The organism is Mycolicibacterium chitae (genome assembly GCF_900637205.1).
GTDB lineage: Bacteria > Actinomycetota > Actinomycetes > Mycobacteriales > Mycobacteriaceae > Mycobacterium > Mycobacterium chitae.
The window spans coordinates 4,145,245-4,162,950 of record NZ_LR134355.1; the positions used below are offsets into that span (position 1 = coordinate 4,145,245).

The window sequence follows — 17,706 nt, forward strand, 5'->3', positions numbered from 1 at the left end:
ACCAGTATGGGTATCCGATTCGGCCTGGCCGCGGCGATCGCGACCGCCGCGGCGCTACTCGTCGCGCCCGGGGCCGGCGCCTCGCAGGCATCGTTCTGTGACGAGTTGCGCGGCCAGTGGGACGGGCAGTACTGCCGCACCTCGGTCGTCTCGCAGCGAAACGCGGTGCGGGACATCAAGGTCGCGATCCCCGCCGAACTCGTCGACGACCCGGTGGCCGGGCCGGTGGTGCGCGGATACCTCAACACCCTGGTGGAGAACTGGCGGCGGGCCGGGGCGAACATGGTCGCCGACAGCTTCGGCGAGGGTAACTATCAGATCCACCGGCGCGGTGACGTCGTCTCGGCGGTGTTCCGGGAGACCTATCACGCCGACGGTCCGGACTTCAACAACGCCTACCGCACCTTCACGTTCGACATGGCCGGTGGCCGTCAACTCGGCCTGGCCGACCTGGTGCAGCCGGGCGTGGACCCGCTGGTGGCGCTACCGCCGCTGGCGCAGCCCTACGTGGTGGCCGCGCTGGACCGCGCGCAGCCGCCGCACCAACCGGGGACCTACCCGTTCGTCGCGGACCGCTGGACCCCGGACAAGGTGTATTCGGGTGGTTACAAGGCGTGGGCGCTGACCCCGGACGAACTGATCCTCTACATGCCCGACTATCCCGTGGGACGCGACAGCCCAACCGATTTCACCCCGGGCGTCATGCAGTGGTCGATGGACGGCGGCACCGTGGAGGCGCACATCCCGCTGTCGGCGCTGCGGCCGGTGCTGCGCCCCGAGTTCGGCGGTCAGTAGCCGCCGGGACGCAGCCCGCCGCGGCCGGCCATGTCCTCGAGGCGCTTGATGCGTTCCTCCATCGGCGGATGCGTGGAGAACAGCTTGCCGATCTTCTCGCCGGCGCGGAACGGGCTGGCGATCATCAGGTGCGCCTGATCGGCCAGCTTCGGGTCGGGCGGCAGCGGGGCCCGCTCGACCCCGCCGGAGATCTTGCGGAGCGCCGAGGCGAGGGCCAGCGGATCGCCGGTGAGTTCGGCGCCCGACTGGTCGGCCTGGTACTCCCGCGAACGCGAGACGGCCAGCCGCACCACGGTCGCCGCGATGGGACCGAGCAGCTGAATCAGCAGCAGCGCGAAGATGTTCCCGCCGCCACCACCCTGGCGGTTACCGCCGAACATGTTGGCGAAGAAGGCGAAGTTGGCCAGCGCGGTGATCACCGAGGCCATGGCCCCGGCCACACACGAGATCAGGATGTCGCGGTTGTAGACGTGGGACAGCTCGTGGCCGAGCACCGCACGCAGTTCGCGCTCGTTGAGGATGTTGAGGATGCCGGTGGTGCAGCACACCGCGGCGTTGCGCGGATTACGACCGGTGGCAAAGGCATTCGGGTTGGCGGTGTCGGAGACATACAGCCGCGGCATCGGCTGGTGCGCGGTGGTCGCGAGCTCGCGCACGATCTTGTACATCACCGGGGCCTGCACCTCGGTGACCGGCACCGCGTGCATGGCCCGCAGCGCCAGCTTGTCGCTGTTGAAATAGGTGTAGGCGTTGGTGCCCAGCGCGAACAGCAGCGCGATCCAGATCCAGATCGTCGACCCGGTCGACTGGGTGAACAGCGCGCCGATGAACATGATCAGGGCGGTGAAGCCCACCAACAACACGAAAGTCTTGATCCGGTTACCGGTCGGGTGCCAAGTCATCAACGTCCTCCTACCTTGACAGCTGTCAGCTGATTAAACGGCAACCGAGGCACCGAAGTTCCGCGAACGGGACTAACCGTCCCGGTTGACGGTGTAGTTCACCAGCGACGCCAGGGCGTACCGGCCCGGTACATCGGGCAGCTGTTCGAGCTCGGCCAGCGCCTGCTCGGCGTAGTCCCGCACGGTTTCCTTGGCCCTGGCCATGCCCGGGGAGGCCCGCAGCAGGCCCAACGCCTCGGCCAGCACGTCGTCGTCCTCGACGGGCTTCTTCAGCAGTTCCCGCAGCCGCGCGGCGTCGGGACCGTCTTCGCGCAGCGCGTAGAGCACTGGCAGCGTGTGCACACCCTCGCGCAGGTCGGTGCCGGGCAGCTTGCCCGACTCGTCGGGGTCGCTGTCGATGTCGATGATGTCGTCGGAGATCTGGAAGACCATGCCGACCTGACCGCCGAGGCGGGCCAGCCGCTCGACCTGCTCCTCGGCGGCCCCGGAGAAGGTCGCACCGAAGCGGCCCGAGGCCGAGATCAGGCACGCGGTCTTCTCGTACACCACCTTCAGGTAGTGCTCGATGGGATCGGCGTCCTCGGCCGCGCCGCGGGTCTCGCGCATCTGACCGGTGACCAATTCGGCGAACGTGTCGGCGATCACCAGCACCGCGTCCGGGCCCAGCCGGGACACCAGCCGCGAGGCCGTCGCGAACAGGTAGTCGCCCGCCAGGATCGCGATGTTGTTGCTCCAGCGCGCGTTGGCGCTGGGCGCGCCGCGGCGAACCTGGGCGTCGTCCATCACGTCGTCGTGGTACAGCGTCGCCAGGTGCACCATCTCGATCACCGCACCGGCGATGGTGACCTCCGGGGCGTCCGGCCGCGGCCCCAGCCCGGCCGACAGCACGGTGAACAGCGGCCGGAACCGCTTTCCGCCGGCGCGGAACAGATGCTGCACCGCCTCGGACATCAGGCCGTCGGATCGGCCGAGTTCGGCCTCCATCAGCTTCTCGATCTGCTCAACCCCGTCGCGGACACTTCGCGCGAAATCGGGGTCCCCGAAGTCCACTCCCGCAACCACGCTCGCCGGCGTCCTCATGCGTCCAACATACTGGGCTTCGTGAACATCTCGGAACCAACCTGCGCCGCCCACACCGCCGAGGTGGTTGTGGTGGGTGCCGGACCGGCTGGTTCCGCGGCCGCGGCCTGGGCCGCGCGCGCCGGCCGCGACGTCGTGGTCATCGATTCGGCCACCTTCCCGCGGGACAAGGCCTGCGGCGACGGGCTGACCCCGCGGGCGGTCGCCGAACTCGCTCTGCTGGGTCTCGACGGCTGGCTCGACGAGCACATCCGGCACCGCGGGTTGCGGCTGGCGGGCTTCGGTTCGGCGGTCCAGGTGGACTGGCCGGGCCCGGCGTTCCCGTCGACCGGTTCGGCGGTTCCGCGCACCGAACTCGACGACCGGATCCGGCAGGTGGCCGAGGACGCCGGGGCCAAGATGCTGCTCGGCGTGAAAGTCGTTGATGTCGAGCGCGATTCCGCCGGGCGGGTCGACACGCTGGTGCTCTCCGACGGGGCCCGGGTGCGGTGTCGCACCCTGATCGTCGCCGACGGGGCGCGCTCCACGCTGGGCCGGGTGCTGGGCCGGCAGTGGCACCAGGAAACCGTCTACGGCGTGGCGGTGCGCGGCTACCTGGACTCCCCGCGCGCCGACGAGCCGTGGATCTCCTCGGACCTGGAACTGCGTTCCACCGACGGCGCCGTGCTGCCCGGCTACGGCTGGATCTTCCCGCTGGGCAACGGTCAGGTGAATCTCGGGGTGGGTGCGCTGGCCACCGTGAAGCGCCCCGCCGACGTCGCACTCAAGCCGCTGATCAGGCATTACGCCGATCTCAAGCGTGCGGACTGGGGTTTCGAGGGTCCGCCGCTGCGGGTGTCGTCGGCGCTGCTGCCGATGGGCGGGGCGGTGTCCGGGGTGGCCGGACCGAACTGGATGCTGATCGGCGACGCCGCGGCCTGCGTCAACCCGCTCAACGGGGAGGGCATCGATTACGGACTCGAGACCGGGCGGCTGGCCGCCGACATGCTCGACGTCGCCGACCTCTCGCGCGCCTGGCCGGCGGTCCTGCAGGAGCACTACGCCAAGGGGTTCTCGGTGGCCCGGCGGCTGGCGCTGCTGCTGACCATCCCCCGCTTCCTGCCCATGACCGGCCCGATCGCGATGCGCTCGACCGCGCTGATGGGCATCGCCGTGCGCGTCATGGGCAACCTGGTGACCGACGAGGACGCCGACTGGGTGGCGAAGGTCTGGCGCGCCGCGGGTGCCGGATCGCGACGCCTCGACCGGCGTGCGCCGTTCGCCTAGCCATGTCGGTCGGGGTGTATCGGGCGCCGCTGCGGTCCCGCCGCGCCGACATCGATCCCGCGTTGGCCTTCGACCGGGCGATGACCCTCGGGCTGTGCGGATTCGGCGGTGTCCTGCGGCCCGCCCCGCGCGATCTGGCTTCGGCGCTGCGCCTGGCCGGCGAACAGTACGACCCGCGCACCAGCGCGCTCATCGAGCGGTTCGCCGCCGTCGCCGCCGGGGCGTTGGTGTGGGCCCGGGACCCCGACGGGCTGTTCCGGCTGGGGCAGCTGACCGGGCCGTGGTCGTACGACGCCGATCCGGCCGCGGTGGCCGCCGATCTGGTGCACGTGCGCAGCTGCGATTGGTCCGACCGACCGTGGGTCGAGCACGAGGTGCCGGCCGCGGTGCTCGCGACGTTTCGCCGCGGCGGCCGCAATTTCCAACGGATCCGCGCCGAGTCGGCGGGGCCGGCCTCCGAGCGGCTGTGGCGGGCGCGCTGAGATCGCCTGCGGTTCAGGCCGACAGATCGACGCTCACGCCGGCGGTGTCCGCGGGCTCTTCCGCGACGTCGCCGCCCAGCAGCGTCGCGGTCATCAGCGTGCGCACCCAGGCCCGCGACTGCGGCGCTCCCCCGGCGTCCTCGAACCCGACCAGGCGGCCGATGTCGACGACGACGGCGAAGCCCGCGTGGACCACGATGCGCGCCTCGGCCACCCCGAACTGCGGCCGGACCGCGGTGAGCAACTGCGCCCAGGCCTCTACCGTGGCCCGCTGAATGTTGCGCAGCACCTTGTCATCCGCGGGCGGAAGGTTGATCCGCTCGGTGTGGTAGACGTGGGCCAGTTCCGGGTTCTCGAAGGACCTGGCGATGTAGGCCTCGATGAGGCGGTCCAGCGCCTGCCCCGGATCCGACTCCGCGGCAAGGGTATTGGCGACATCGGCCGAGACCCGGTCGGCGGCGCGGCGGAACGAGGCGGCCAGGATGTCGGCCTTGCCCGAGAAGTACCGGTAGATACCGGATGCCGGCATGCCGACCGCGCCGGCGATGTCCTCCACGCTGGTCTGGTGGTAGCCGCGGCGGTGGAACAGGATCAGCGACTGGCGCAGCACGTCTTCGTAGCGGCCGGCGCTGACCTCCGCCGCGGACACGACCGCCTCGCGTGAGACACCTTGGGGCAGTTCGGCATTCAGAACTGTCGCGGCGCGACCGAGCAGCAGCTCCCGAAGCTGCGGGTGACCGAGCTGGGCATGATGGTCGGCCACCGAACCGATGACACTCAGCGCCGCCGCCGACAACGTCCAGCGCTGCGGTGCGGCCAACCCCGGCCGCAGCTCCCGCAACGGCACCTGGATACGCCGGTTCACCGACTTCAACTGGTCCATCAGCAGTACGTGGTCGTCGTCGACCAGATAGCGGGCCTGCCGCCGGTACAGCCCGCCCGAGCTGCGGTTGGCCAACGCCGTGTCGATCAGGGCGGTCAGGATCTGATCGCGCAACTGGGCGGGCTCCAACGGGTTCGGCGGCTCCTCGACGAACGCGGTACAGTCCTGCAGCTGAGTTCCCAGCGCCAGGACCGCGTCCCGGAACAACTGGTACTTGCCGGCCGCATGACGGTAGAGCGCTGCGGCCGAGATGCCGACGCGGGTCGCGATGTCGTCCATGCTCACCGCGTGGTAGCCGGACTCCCCGAAGGCCTCGGCCGCCGCGCGGGCGATCTGGGCCTTGCGGTTACGGGGTCGCCTGCGAACCGAGGACATGGCGGACACGGTAACCCACCCAGGCCCCCGAGGTCAGCTTGCGTGGCATAGGAACATCGCTCAACATAGATTGCGAGTCATAGCGACTCCATCTGATCGAATAACCCCGCTGACTACTGGCGTAGCCGAGCCACCCGCACATCGCGACCACCCGGCGACCCGGCCACCAACCGGCGAATGGTCATTAACTTAGACCTTGCGCGATGGAGCGGACGTGTGACATGCTCCACTCGACCGGGGGTCGGGCTGTTGCACCCCGGACGCCGTGACTCGATCCGGGAAAGGACGCCATGACCTACGAGCTGCCGGCCACCAAGGGCCCGCTGCGCGACCTCATGGTCCAGGGCGGCTACGTCCTGGGATTCTCGGTCCAAGCGCTCGTCAGCGTCGGGGTCGCGGTGGTCCGGCGGCGGCTGGCCCTCGACGAACTGATCACCCAGACGCTGTTCATCGGCCGGGTCTGCACCGGCCCCGCCCTGCTGCTGATGATGCCGATCGGCGTGTTCATCGCCGTCTCCGTCGGCGAGTTGGCCGGCCGGATCGGCGCCGGCGGCTACTCGGGCGCCGTGGTGGCCTTCATCGTCGTCGGGCAGGCGGCCGCGCTGGTCTGCGCCCTGATGATGGCGGGCGTGGCGGGCTCGGCGATCTGTACCGACCTGGGCTCGCGCAAGATCCGCGAGGAGGTCGACGCCATGGAGGTGATGGGCCTCGACGTCATCGAGCGCCTGGTCGCCCCGCGGCTGATCGCGGCGGTCATCGTCTCGGTGGCGCTGTGCGCCATGGTGACCTTCGGCGGCGTCCTGGCCTGCTACGCGTACCACATCGGCGTGCAACAACTGCCCGCCGGCAGCTTCCTGGCCACCTTCAGCCAGTACGGCCGGGTCTCCGACTTCGTGATGGCCCTGATCAAGGCCGCCGTCTTCGGCCTGACCGCCACGCTGGTGGCGACCTTCAAGGGCCTGCACGCCAAGGGCGGACCGCGCGGCGTCGCGGACTCGGTGAACGAGGCCGTCGTGCTCGCCTTCGCCCTGGTGTTCATCCTCAACACGATCCTCTCGGCGCTCTACACCGTCGTCGTTCCCGCCGTGGGCAGCTACCGATGACCGCCCTGACCAGTTCGGCACCCCTGCACCACCTGACGCAGCCCGCGGCCGCGGGCTACCACGGGTTGGCCACCATCGGTCAGCACGTCAGCTTCTACGGCAAGGTGCTGGCCTCGCTGCCCTACGCGCTGGTGCGGTACCGCAAGCATTCACTCAGCCAGATCGGCGAGGTCACCTTCGGCAACAGCTCCCTGCTCTCCGGCGGCGGCACCATCGGCATCGTGTTCGCCATGTCGCTGGCCGCGGCGATGATGCTCGGCGTCGAGACCCAGCGCGGCCTGGACCTGGTCGGGATGAACACCCTGTCGGGCATGCTCGCCGCCGTCGCGAACACCCGCGAGCTGGCCCCGGTGGTGGTTGCAATCGCGTTGGCCGCCAAGGTCGGAACCGGCTTCACCGCGCAGATCGGCGCCATGCGGATCTCCGACGAGATCGATGCGCTCGACGCGATGGCGCTGCGGTCCATCCCGTTCCTGGTGGGCACCCGCGTGATCGCCGCCGTGGTCTGCGTGATCCCGATCTACATGATCGGCCTGCTGGCCAGCTACCTGTCGACGCGCACCGTGGTGGTGTTCTTCAACGGGGCCTCGCCGGGCACCTACGACTACTTCTTCCACCTCGCGCTGGGCCCCCAGGACCTGCTGTATTCCGGGATCAAGGCGATCGTGTTCGCCGTCGTCGTCGCGCTGGTGCACTGCACCTACGGCTATTTCGCCTCCGGTGGCCCCGAGGGCGTGGGCCAGGCCGCCGGCCGGGCGCTGCGCACCGCCATCCTGGCCATCGGCGTGCTGGACGTCCTGCTGACCTTCGCGCTGTGGGGTCTGGTTCCCGAGATCCCGGGGATGGGGGTGTGATGCTCGGTCGAAAGACGCGGGGCCGCAGGCCCTTCATGCCCGGCCGGCCCTGGCTGGCGGTGCGCGGCCTGATCGCCGTCGCGGTCGCCGGAGTCGTGGCCGCGGTCCTCGTCGGCCGCGCCACCGGCAGCCTCGACCCCACCGGCGACGTGTTCGTCGGCGTGCCGGCCTCGGCCGGGCTGATCACCACCGCCGCGCCGGTGCGCTATCACGGGGTCAACGTCGGGCGCATCGCCGAAATCCAGTCCGGCACCGAAACTTCGCGCGTGCGCCTGGCCATCGACCGCGACAAGCTGCCGCTGATCCCGGCCACCGTGGTGGCCCGCATCGTGCCGCGCACCTTCTTCGGCGACATCTACCTGCAACTCGCCGACCGCGCGGACCAGACCGGCACCGCCGCGCCGCTGAGCGCCGGCACCACCATCTCCATCGACGACAGCGCCGACGCGCTGGCGCTCTACGACGTCTTCACCAAGATCGTCGACGTCTTCTCCACGCTGCAGCCCGAGAAGATGCAGACCGCGCTCACCGCGGTCAGCCAGGCGCTGCGCGACCGGGGCTCCGAGATCGGTTCCACCATCGACAATCTCAGCGCGGCCTCGTCGGTGCTGACCCCGACCGTCACCCGGTTCCTGGACACCACCCCACAGTTCCGCGACGTGATGAGCGCCCTGCACACCGCGACCCCCGACATCCTGACCACCCTGTCGGCCGCCACCAACGTCTCGGAGCGCCTCGCCGACGACAGCGCCGCCTTCGGGGCGGCCCTGGGCGAGATGGCCGGCCTGGGCTCGGTGCTGACCGCGTTCTTTGCCGACCACCGCGAATCGTTCATCACCGTCCTCGACGCCGGCGGCAAGATCCTGGCCACCACCGCGGCCCAACCCGAGGGCCTGGTCGAAACCCTGGCCGGTGCGCGCACTTTCGGTGACGCCGGGGCGCGGACCTTCGCCACCGGGAAGTTCAGCATCACCGCCGTCGCCACCTTCTCCGGCCCCATGCCCTACACGGCCGCGGACTGCCCGGTCTACGGGACGACCTACGGCGCCCACTGCGCCGACGCCGACCCGTTCAACCCGGTGCCGACCATGCCGCTGGACATCCCGCTGCCCGACTCCGTTGACCTGAAATCGCCGCCGCCGGTGGCGTTCTTCCCCGAAGGTCAGCGCAGCGGCGGCGTTCCCCCGCCGCCAGCCCCCGCACCCGGCCCCGCCCCGGGACCCGGCTTCCCCGCGGAGGCGGCGCCCGCCTCGGCGATCGTCGGCGGCGCGGCCGAATCGCACGCGCTGGGCGTCCTGCAGAACGAGGTGCTGGGCGGCCACGGCGCCGCCGAGCCCCACATCGCCACCGTGGTGATGCTCGGTCCCCTGGTGCGCGGCACGGAGGTACGGGTCGCATGAAGGTCAGCTGGCAGTCCTGGGCCAAGGTGGGCAGCTTCTGCGCCGCCGGGGTGATGAGCGGCCTGCTCGTGGTCAACACGTTGTCGGTGCCGGTGCGCGGCAACACCACCAATTACGTGGCGCAGTTCAGCAGCGTCGAGGGCCTCAGCGTCGGTAACCCGGTCACCATGAACGGGATCCGCATCGGGCGCGTCGACTCGATCCGGTTCGCCGACAACGGGCAGGGCACCAGCCGCGCCGACGTCGGGCTCGAGGTCCGGTCGCGCTACGCGCTGACCACCGACGTCACCGCCGCGGTGCGCTACGGCGACATGCTCGGCGCCCGCTACGTCGCGCTGTCCGATCCGACCGGGACCGTGCAGGAACTGTCCACCGGCGAACCCCGCCAGCTCCTCGCGGCCGGCGGGGTCATCCCCCTGGCCGCCACCAGCCCCGCCGTCGACCTGACCGCGCTGCTCAACGGGTTCAAGCCGCTGTTCGACGCGCTCGAACCCGCACAGGTCAACACCATCACCCGCGGCTTCGCCGAAACCTTCGGCGGCCAAACGCAAACGGTGACCACCCTGCTGGCCCAGATCGCCACCATGACCGCCTCGATGGACCACAACGATCAGATCTTCACCACCCTGATCGACAACGTGTCGGCGCTGATGAGCACGGTCAACGCGCGCCAGCCGCAACTCACCGAGATGCTCGGCGGGCTCGAGCGCCTGACCGCCACGGTCACCGGTCCCAACGGTCAGCTGGAACTGCTGCTCGATCAGGGCAACGCCGTGCTGGCCACGCTCACCAACACCGTCACGCAGTCCAGCGCCGCCTACGGCGAGGCGCTGACCGATCTCAACGCGATGCTGGGCACCTGGGAACAGAACACCGCCGACTTCGAGGCGCTGGTCGAAAAGCTGCCGCACTTCGCCGATTCCATCAACCGGGCCAGCAGCTACGGCGGCTTCGTCAGCCTGTACCTCTGCAACTTCACGCTCAAGATCGCCAAGCACGAGGCAAACATCTTCGGCAGTCGGCATACGGAGGTGTGCCTGTGATGTTCCTGGTGAAACTCATCGACCTGTTCGTCGGGGCGGTGATGTTCCTGCTCAAGAAGGACCGCGGGCACAACCCGACGATCCCGTTCACCCTCGGCGCCATCGGCACCCTCGCGCTGATCGTGCTGATGCTGGTGACCATTGGCCTGCCCCGCGTCGTCTACCAGGCCCGCACCGACGCGTTCACCGCGGAGATGGCCAACTCCAGCGGATTGACCAGCGGCGACCCGGTCTACGTCGCCGGGGTGCCGGCCGGGCGGGTGGAACGCGTCAACCTCGCCGGCGACCGGGTACGCGTCGACTTCCGGCTCGACGACGGCCAGCCGCTGGGCAACCAGACCACCGCCACCGTGCGGTTGCGCACCGTGCTGGGCAAGCGGTTCCTCGACGTCACGCCCGCCGGTGTGGTGGATCCGCAGGACGGCAACGTGATTCCGCTGGCGCGCACCACGGTGCCCTACAGCCTCGACGAGGTCGGGCGCAAGGCCGAGGACGCCGCGGCCGGCCTCGACCGGGAGGCGCTCACCGCTGCGATGCGCACCGTCAACGAGTCCATCCCCACCGACAACACCGACCTGAGCGCCGCGCTGGCCGGGATCAGCAGCGCCAGCGCCGTTTTCGCCGACAGCGGCGCGAAGTTCGACGAGCTGCTGCGCATCTCGCGGTCGCTGTCGGACCTGCTCGTCGAGCAGAACGACACCGTGACCAACACCGCGGCCAACGCCGCACACATCGTCTCGTCGCTGACCGCCCGCCGCGATGCACTCAGCCAGATCGTCACCAACCTCGGCGCGCTGCTGCGGGAACTGTCCGCGGTCTACGGCGAAAAGCAGCACGACTTCAGCGAGGTCATCACCAAGCTCACCGGGATCACGGCCACGCTGCGCGACAACGCCGAACACATCGACGCCACGCTGCGCAACCTGCCGCCGGCCATGCGCTCGGTCACCAACGCCACCGGCAACGGGAACTGGGCCGACGTCAACTCGCCGTCGCTGGTGATGCCGGACAACCTGCTGTGTGCCTTGAACATCCAGAGGACGTGCCGATGAGTCACCGCAAGCGCGTCGTCGTGATGGCCGTGGCCGTGCTGGTCTTCCTGGGGGCCGGCGGCTGGTACGTGTTCGGCCGCACCGACAACGCCACCGTCCTGCACGCCGACTTCACCTACGTCAACGGGATCTACCCCGGCAGCAAGGTCACCGTGCTCGGGGTCCCGGTCGGCCGTGTCACCGAGGTCACGCCGCAGGGCACCACCGTGCGGGTGTCGATGTCGATGCCGGCCGATGTCGAGCTGCCCGCCGAGGTCGACGCCTACATCATGAGCCCGGCGCTGATCAGCGACCGCAGCGTCGAACTGGGACCCGCCTACGGCGGCAGCGGGCCGCAATTGGCGCCCGGCCACGTCATCCCGGTCGAACGCACGCATGCGCCGATCACCTTCGACAGCATGCTGGCCAGCCTGACGACGCTCACCGAGGCGCTGGGCCCCGATCAGGGCGACATGGGTCAACTGTTGGCCCGCGGCGCCGACCAGTGGCGCGGCCAGGGCAAGCAGTTCAACACCGCCATCCGCAACCTCAGCAGCGCCACCGGTGTGGTCGGCGCCCGCGCCGAGGACATCGACACCGTCGTCGAGAACCTCGACACCATGCTGACCGCGTTCAACCAGCGGCAGGTATCGCTGAACAACCTGGTGAGCTCCCTTGGTCTGCTCGGGGATTCGTGGGCCGAGGCGAACGTCGACATCACCGGCCCGATGAAGGACCTCAAGACCGTGCTGGACCAAGTGAACACCGTGGTGCACAAGCACTCCGACGACATGGGCGCCATCTCGACGAACCTCAACGTCGTCGGTGACATCCTCACCGGACGCCAGCCCGAACTCGCCGAGTTCATGGATCTGCTCCCGCTGATGATGCAGAACCTGTCGGGCACCATCGGCCCCGACCGCCGCGGCCGCATCCGGCTCAACGTGTCCTCGGCGCTGCTCCAGTTCGCCGATGCGCACAACTTCTGTGAACGCCACCAGTGGGAGATCTGCTCGGGGGTCGGCATCGTCAACCCGCTGTCCTTCCCCATCAGCCGGTCCGATCCGCTCGGCATCGTCAGCGCCGTCACCGGCGTCATCCCGCCGCCGAATCCGGAGCACCCCAGATGAGTCGCCTACCCAAACCCGCGAGCACCACGGCCGCGATGCTCGGCATCGCCGCGCTCAGCGGTGTGGCCCTGTGGGCCGGATCCGACATCGGCATCCAGGATCTGCCGCTGGGCCGCAGCGCGCCCGGGCAGGCGATGTCGGTCACCGTCATCCTGCCCACGGCCGACGGCATCGCCATCGGCGCCGACGTCCGCGACGGCCAGAAGGTGGTCGGGCGGGTCAGCAAGCTGAACCTGGCCGCCTCCGGGGCCTCGGTGGAACTGAGCGTGCGCGCCGACGCCAACCTGCCGACGAACACCATCGCCAGCGTGGAACTGCCGTCGGCCCTGGGCAATCCGTTCGTCCGGCTGGCCGCCCCGGCGCAACCGGCGGGCCGGGTGCTGCGCGACGGCGACGTCATCCCGCCCACCCAGACCGAGTTGGGCCCGCAGATCGAGACGGCGCTCGCGACCTTCGGCGCCCTGATGTCGCGCAGTGGCGTCGACCAGTTGACCACCATCGTCAACGAACTCGATCAGGCGTTCGGTGGCCGATCGGAAAAGATCCGCGGCCTCATCGACGCCATGTCGGTGCTCACCGCCAAAACCCAGGAACATCAGGGCGATTTCGACGAGGCACTGCGGCTGGCCGCCGACATCAGCGCCCAGTTCGAACGCGAACAGCACACCGTCGGCGCGTATCTGGATTCGCTGCCGCGGGTGGTCGCGATGCTCGACGTCCAGCGGGCCAAGCTCGAGACGTTATTCGCCTCGACCACCGCGCTGGCGGCCACCGCCAATGACGCCTTCGCCCACGCCGATACCGCGGCCCTGGTCCAGGACGCCGGCACCGTGGTGTCCGCCCTGAGCAGCTACAACGACCGGCTCACCGACACCCTGACCACCATGAACACCTTCCTCGACCGGTTCGGCGAGTCCGTGCACGGCGACTATCTGATGTTCGATGGCGCGCTGGACATCCCGGGCACCATCGACAAGCTGCTCACCGGCGGCCTGATCGTCAACGGCATCCCGATCACCGGCCAGGAAGCGCTCGACGGTTTTCTCTCCGGGGGGCTGCATTGACCCGTCTCGTCTTGGTCCAGGTGGCCATCTTCGCCGCGATCAGCGCGATCGTGGTGCCGTTCAGCATCCGTTACGTAGTGGGCGCACAGGGGTTTCAGACCCCGATGACGCTGCACGCCACCATGACCGACGGCTTCGGTCTGACCAAGGGCACCAGCGTCACCGTCCGCGGCGTCGAGGTCGGGACGGTCGCCGACGTCGGCCTGGCCCCCGAGGGCGGCGCCCGGGTCCGGCTGTCGGTCGATCCGGACACTCGCATCCCGCGCGACTCGATCATGACGGTCGGCATGGGCACCGCCGCCGGCATCCAAAGCGTCGACATCTTCCCGCAATCCGCCGGCGCCCCGTTCCTCGAGTCCGGGGACACCATCGCGGCCCCGGCCGACCGTCAGCCCGTGCAGATGGACCGCGTCATGCAGGACGCCGGCCGGTTGGTCAAGGGCATCGACGCGCAGGCCGTCGGCGACGTCGCCACCGAATTGTCGGACTCCTTCACCGGACTGGGTCCCAGCCTGGCTTCGCTGATCGACAGCGCCGCCGTCATCTCCGAGGGCCTGCACGAGCGCACCGAGCAGTTGCAGCCGCTGATCGAGGGCACCGCCCGGCTGGTGACCACCATGGCCGCCCAACAGCACAGCTTCGTGCGCGGCATGAATGCCAGCGCGCAGTTCGCGACCCAACTCGACGACAGCGGACCGGTTTTCCTGCACCTGACCGATCACTCGCCGGCCGCGCTGGCCTCGGTGCGGCAGGTGCTGGACACCTACCGCGACAGCTTCGGCGCGACGCTGGCCAACCTCGCCACCGTCACCCCGATCGTCGGCGACCGCACCGCATCGCTGGAGACCGGTCTGACGGCGATACCGCAGGGTCTCTACGACCTTTCGTCGATCGTCAAGGGCGATCGCGCGGACTTCGCGCTGATCGCCACCCAGGGGCCAGTGTGCGTGCACGACGTCGACCGGCGCACCATCGGGGACGTCACCCCGGTGGAGCCCAACCTGGTCCGGTACTGCCCGCCGTCGCCGGATATGCAGATGCGCGGGGCGGCCAACGCGCCGCGGCCCAACGACCTGGGCATGCAGAACTCGCAGATCCCCGGCGGCGTGGTCGGCCCACCCGTCGTGCGCGATCCGATCAAGATCCCGACCCTGGCCGAACTCGTCTACAAGTGGCGAATGATTCTGCGGAACAACGATGTCCCGAGATGACGTGACCGACCCGGAGGACCCCGAAGTGTCAACCACCCAGACCGTCGACGACGAGACCAACCTCGACGTGGCGCCCGCGGCGCCCGAACCGGCGCCGGTCGCATCGCGCTCCTGGCTGCGGCGCGCCGTGGTGCCGGTGCTGCTGGCGGCCGTGCTCGCCCTCGGCGGGGCGCTCGGGTACACGCTGTACCAGCAGAGCGAGCTGCACCGCTGGCAGCAGCAGGCCGTCTCGACCGCGCGCGACTACCTGGTGGCGATGGCCTCGTTCGACTACCAGGATCTGGACGCCAACAAGGGCGCCATCACCGCCGACTCCACACCCGAGTTCGCGCAGAAGTACGACGAGATGGTCGCCGCCCTGCGCGACATCGTGGTGACCAGCAAGGGTGTGGCCGCCGCGACCGCCGAGCACGTGGCCGTCGAACGCCTCGACGACGAGTCGGCGACCGTGATCGGCTTCGTCGACCAACAGGTCACCAATGTGACTGCCCCCGAGGGCAACACGCAGCGTTACCGGATGCTGGTCGAGCTGGTGCGCGACGGCGACCGCTGGATCGTCAACGACGTCAAGACCCTGTAATCGGACAAAGGAGATCGCGATGCCAGCGCAGTACGTGCAGACCGAGACAGAACCGGTGTTGACCACCGAGCAGACGCGAATCCAGATCACCCAGCGCACCCCGCGCTGGAACAAGAAGCAGGTCGATCTCACCGACGCCCTGGACTTCTGGTCGGCGGCCGCGTCGGCGGCCAACGTGATCATGCAGCTGAGCTGGCCCGAGGTCGGATACGGGGTCGCGGAGAGCCGCGTCGAATCCGGCTCCCTCATGCATCATCCGTGGAAGCGGTTGCGCACCACCGCGCAATATCTGGCGGTGGCGATCCTCGGGACCGAGGAGGAGCGCAACGCCTACCGGGACGCGGTCAACGTCGCGCATCGGCAGGTCCGCTCGACCGCAGACAGCCCGGTCAAGTACAACGCCTTCAACCGCGAGCTCCAATTGTGGGTCGCCGCTTGCCTGTTCATTTTCTACGAAGACACCCATCAGTTGATCCACGGGGCCATGGACGAGGAGCAAGCGGAGAACTTCTACCAGAGCGCCATGACCATCGGCACCACCCTGCAGGTGCTCGAGGACATGTGGCCGGCCACCCGCAAGGATTTCGACGTGTACTGGAACACCTCGTGCGAGCGCATCCAGATCGACGACTTCGTACGCGACTTCCTCAACGAACTCGTCGCCCTGAAGATGATCAACGTGGTGCCGCGGATGATCCTGGCCCCGCTGCTGCGGTTCCTGACCATCGGATTCTTGGCGCCGGTCTTCCGCGAGCCGATGGGCTGGGAGTGGACCGAGACCGACCGTCGGCGCTTCGAGCACCTGTTCCTGTTCGTGTCGTTCGTCAACCGGTTCATCCCGCGGTTCATCCGGACCTACAACTACACCGTGCTGATGAAGGACCTGCGCCGACGTATCCGCCGGCAAAAGTCCATTCTGTAGCCCAACAACATTCAGCGCGAGCGGGCGCGTCCCCGGGCGACACGCCGAGTGATTTACGGGTTTTGCGCACGCTCACGATAGGAGTGTCGCCGTGACGGACCATTTGCTGCACCGCTACGCCGGCGATCGACGGTTCCTGTTCATGCTCCCCCGCGCCGTCTGCCTGCAGTTGTTACACCCGGCCATCGCCACCGGTATCTGGGAGCACGCCCTGCTGCGCGAACGGATCTGGCAGCACAAGAAGCGCACCGTGACCATGGCCGTCGACATCGCCTACACCGACTCCGACATGCGCCCGGTCATCCGGTTCGGCCACGAACACGTCAAGGGCCACACCCCGGGCGGGAGCAAGTACCACGCCCTGGACCCCGAACTCTTCCACTTCCAGCACGCGACCTACGTGGAAAGCCTTGTCGCGATGGTGAACACGTTCGTCCAGCCGCTGGATGACGACGAGCATGAGCGGCTCTATCAGCAGTGCTGCGACTGGTATCGGAAGTACGGGATCTCGGCGCGGCCAATGCCGCCGGACTGGCCGTCGTTCCGTGATAACTTCGAAAGCTACTGCCGCACCGAGCTATCCGCCGGCGAGCACTTCGAACGTTTCCGCGACGAGATCTTCGCGCCCTCGGACTGGTGGCCGTCCCGGGTGCCCCGCGCCGCGATCCGCGCGATGCAGCACGAGGCGGCCATCGATCTGACCGGCGTGCATCCGGGCGCACGGGATCGACGGGCGCTGCGTACGTTCGCGGGATTGTGTCGCGTGGGGGCGACGATCCCGGCCCTGCGAGCGCCGGCGAAGGTGCGCAAAGTACGCGAAACCGTCGGCGTGTCGGCCGGGGGCGCGCACGGTCGCGCTATGGAATAGGACGGGGCAGGATTAGGGCTTGGTGGCCGCGTGCAGGGCCACGATCCCCGCACTGAGGTTGCGCCAGCGCACCGACGACCACCCCGCCGTGGCGATGCGGCGCGCCAACTCCGCCTGATCGGGCCAGGCACGGATCGACTCCGCCAGGTACTCATAGGATTCCGGGTCGCTGGACACCGCGCGGGCCATCGCCGGCAGCGCCCGCATCAGGTACTCCTTGTACACCGTCGAGAACACCGGCACCGTCGGCGTCGAGAACTCGCACACCACCAGCCGGCCGCCGGGCCGCGTCACCCGGGCCATCTCGCGCAGCCCCTCGACATGGTCGACTACGTTGCGTAGCCCGAAGCTGATGGTCACCGCGTCGAACGACTCGTCGTCGAACGGCAGCTTGGTCGCGTCGCCGGCGACCTTGGGCACGGTGCGCTGCGCGCCGGCCTTGAGCATGCCCACCGAGAAGTCGCATGCCACACACCACGCGCCGGACTTCGCCAGTTCGACCGTCGAGACCGCGGTCCCGGCGGCCAGGTCCAGCACCCGGTCCCCCGGCCCGATCTCCAGCGCCGCGCGGGTGGCCCGGCGCCAGAACCGGTCCTGGCCCAGTGACAGCACCGTGTTGGTCAGGTCGTAACGACGGGCGACGGCGTCGAACATCGACGCCACCTCACGGGGATCCTTGTCCAGCGTCGCGCGGCTCACCGCACCGACGCTACCTGT

18 protein-coding genes are annotated in these 17,706 nt (G+C 69.2%); 14 read left to right on the plus strand and 4 right to left on the minus strand.

What is annotated here, in order from left to right:
• Window positions 1-6: 6 nt before the first annotated feature.
• Entirely contained in the window at window positions 7-795 is a 789-nt protein-coding gene (locus EL338_RS19855) for a DUF3298 domain-containing protein (protein ID WP_126335320.1), read from the plus strand.
• On the opposite strand, the gene htpX is transcribed toward EL338_RS19855, so the two are convergent.
• A complete protein-coding gene (gene htpX, locus EL338_RS19860) occupies window positions 789-1,697 on the minus strand; it encodes a zinc metalloprotease HtpX (protein ID WP_126335321.1) in 909 nt (302 codons plus the stop codon). The two genes, EL338_RS19855 and htpX, sit on opposite strands and share 7 nt — an antisense overlap.
• Window positions 1,698-1,769: 72 nt before the next feature.
• Complete coding sequence (grcC1, locus tag EL338_RS19865; RefSeq protein ID WP_163791859.1) at window positions 1,770-2,777, minus strand: nonaprenyl/(2E,6E)-farnesyl/geranylgeranyl diphosphat synthase; 1,008 nt, start codon at window positions 2,775-2,777, stop codon at window positions 1,770-1,772.
• A gap of 63 nt (window positions 2,778-2,840) precedes the next feature.
• Between grcC1 and menJ the strand changes: the two genes are divergently transcribed.
• Both menJ and EL338_RS19875 read left to right on the plus strand, forming a co-directional pair.
• Window positions 2,841-4,043, plus strand: a complete 1,203-nt coding sequence (menJ, locus tag EL338_RS19870; protein ID WP_126336975.1) for a menaquinone reductase MenJ — start codon at window positions 2,841-2,843, stop codon at window positions 4,041-4,043.
• A 2-nt stretch (window positions 4,044-4,045) separates the two neighbouring features.
• Window positions 4,046-4,525 (plus strand): GAF domain-containing protein, encoded by a 480-nt coding sequence (locus tag EL338_RS19875; protein WP_126335322.1) that lies wholly within the window; start codon window positions 4,046-4,048, stop codon window positions 4,523-4,525.
• A gap of 13 nt (window positions 4,526-4,538) precedes the next feature.
• Here EL338_RS19875 and EL338_RS19880 read toward each other — a convergent pair whose 3' ends face one another.
• On the minus strand, window positions 4,539-5,783 hold the full coding sequence (locus tag EL338_RS19880; protein ID WP_126335323.1) for a TetR/AcrR family transcriptional regulator: 1,245 nt from the start codon (window positions 5,781-5,783) through the stop codon (window positions 4,539-4,541).
• A 290-nt stretch (window positions 5,784-6,073) separates the two neighbouring features.
• On the opposite strand from EL338_RS19880, the gene EL338_RS19885 reads away from it, so the two are divergent.
• From EL338_RS19885 to EL338_RS19935, 11 genes are all read left to right on the plus strand, one after another.
• Window positions 6,074-6,886 carry an MlaE family ABC transporter permease gene (locus tag EL338_RS19885; RefSeq protein ID WP_126335324.1) on the plus strand — a complete coding sequence of 271 codons (813 nt, stop codon included), beginning with the start codon at window positions 6,074-6,076 and terminating at the stop codon, window positions 6,884-6,886.
• Window positions 6,883-7,740 carry an MlaE family ABC transporter permease gene (locus EL338_RS19890; protein ID WP_126335325.1) on the plus strand — a complete coding sequence of 286 codons (858 nt, stop codon included), beginning with the start codon at window positions 6,883-6,885 and terminating at the stop codon, window positions 7,738-7,740. Before EL338_RS19885 ends, EL338_RS19890 begins: the two co-directional genes overlap by 4 nt.
• On the plus strand, window positions 7,740-9,140 hold the full coding sequence (locus EL338_RS19895) for an MCE family protein (RefSeq protein WP_235666555.1): 1,401 nt from the start codon (window positions 7,740-7,742) through the stop codon (window positions 9,138-9,140). Before EL338_RS19890 ends, EL338_RS19895 begins: the two co-directional genes overlap by 1 nt.
• On the plus strand, window positions 9,137-10,183 hold the full coding sequence (locus tag EL338_RS19900; RefSeq protein ID WP_126335327.1) for an MCE family protein: 1,047 nt from the start codon (window positions 9,137-9,139) through the stop codon (window positions 10,181-10,183). Before EL338_RS19895 ends, EL338_RS19900 begins: the two co-directional genes overlap by 4 nt.
• Window positions 10,183-11,235, plus strand: a complete 1,053-nt coding sequence (locus EL338_RS19905) for an MCE family protein (RefSeq protein ID WP_126335328.1) — start codon at window positions 10,183-10,185, stop codon at window positions 11,233-11,235. The genes EL338_RS19900 and EL338_RS19905 overlap by 1 nt, the downstream gene beginning before the upstream one ends.
• Entirely contained in the window at window positions 11,232-12,344 is a 1,113-nt protein-coding gene (locus tag EL338_RS19910; RefSeq protein ID WP_126335329.1) for an MCE family protein, read from the plus strand. Before EL338_RS19905 ends, EL338_RS19910 begins: the two co-directional genes overlap by 4 nt.
• Window positions 12,341-13,408 (plus strand): MCE family protein, encoded by a 1,068-nt coding sequence (locus tag EL338_RS19915; RefSeq protein WP_126335330.1) that lies wholly within the window; start codon window positions 12,341-12,343, stop codon window positions 13,406-13,408. Before EL338_RS19910 ends, EL338_RS19915 begins: the two co-directional genes overlap by 4 nt.
• Window positions 13,405-14,619: an MCE family protein gene (locus EL338_RS19920; RefSeq protein ID WP_126335331.1), complete on the plus strand. Its 1,215-nt coding sequence runs from the start codon at window positions 13,405-13,407 to the stop codon at window positions 14,617-14,619. The genes EL338_RS19915 and EL338_RS19920 overlap by 4 nt, the downstream gene beginning before the upstream one ends.
• The gene (locus EL338_RS19925; RefSeq protein ID WP_126335332.1) at window positions 14,606-15,199 is read left to right on the plus strand and encodes an Rv1363c family protein; all 594 of its coding nucleotides are present in this window, start codon (window positions 14,606-14,608) and stop codon (window positions 15,197-15,199) included. Before EL338_RS19920 ends, EL338_RS19925 begins: the two co-directional genes overlap by 14 nt.
• Before the next feature lie 19 nt (window positions 15,200-15,218).
• Window positions 15,219-16,121, plus strand: coding sequence for an oxygenase MpaB family protein (locus EL338_RS19930; protein WP_126335333.1), 903 nt, complete (start codon window positions 15,219-15,221; stop codon window positions 16,119-16,121).
• 91 nt (window positions 16,122-16,212) lie between these two features.
• On the plus strand, window positions 16,213-16,989 hold the full coding sequence (locus EL338_RS19935) for an oxygenase MpaB family protein (RefSeq protein ID WP_235666222.1): 777 nt from the start codon (window positions 16,213-16,215) through the stop codon (window positions 16,987-16,989).
• Window positions 16,990-17,001: 12 nt separating this feature from the next.
• On the opposite strand, the gene EL338_RS19940 is transcribed toward EL338_RS19935, so the two are convergent.
• Entirely contained in the window at window positions 17,002-17,688 is a 687-nt protein-coding gene (locus EL338_RS19940) for a demethylmenaquinone methyltransferase (RefSeq protein ID WP_126335334.1), read from the minus strand.
• Window positions 17,689-17,706: the final 18 nt, after the last annotated feature.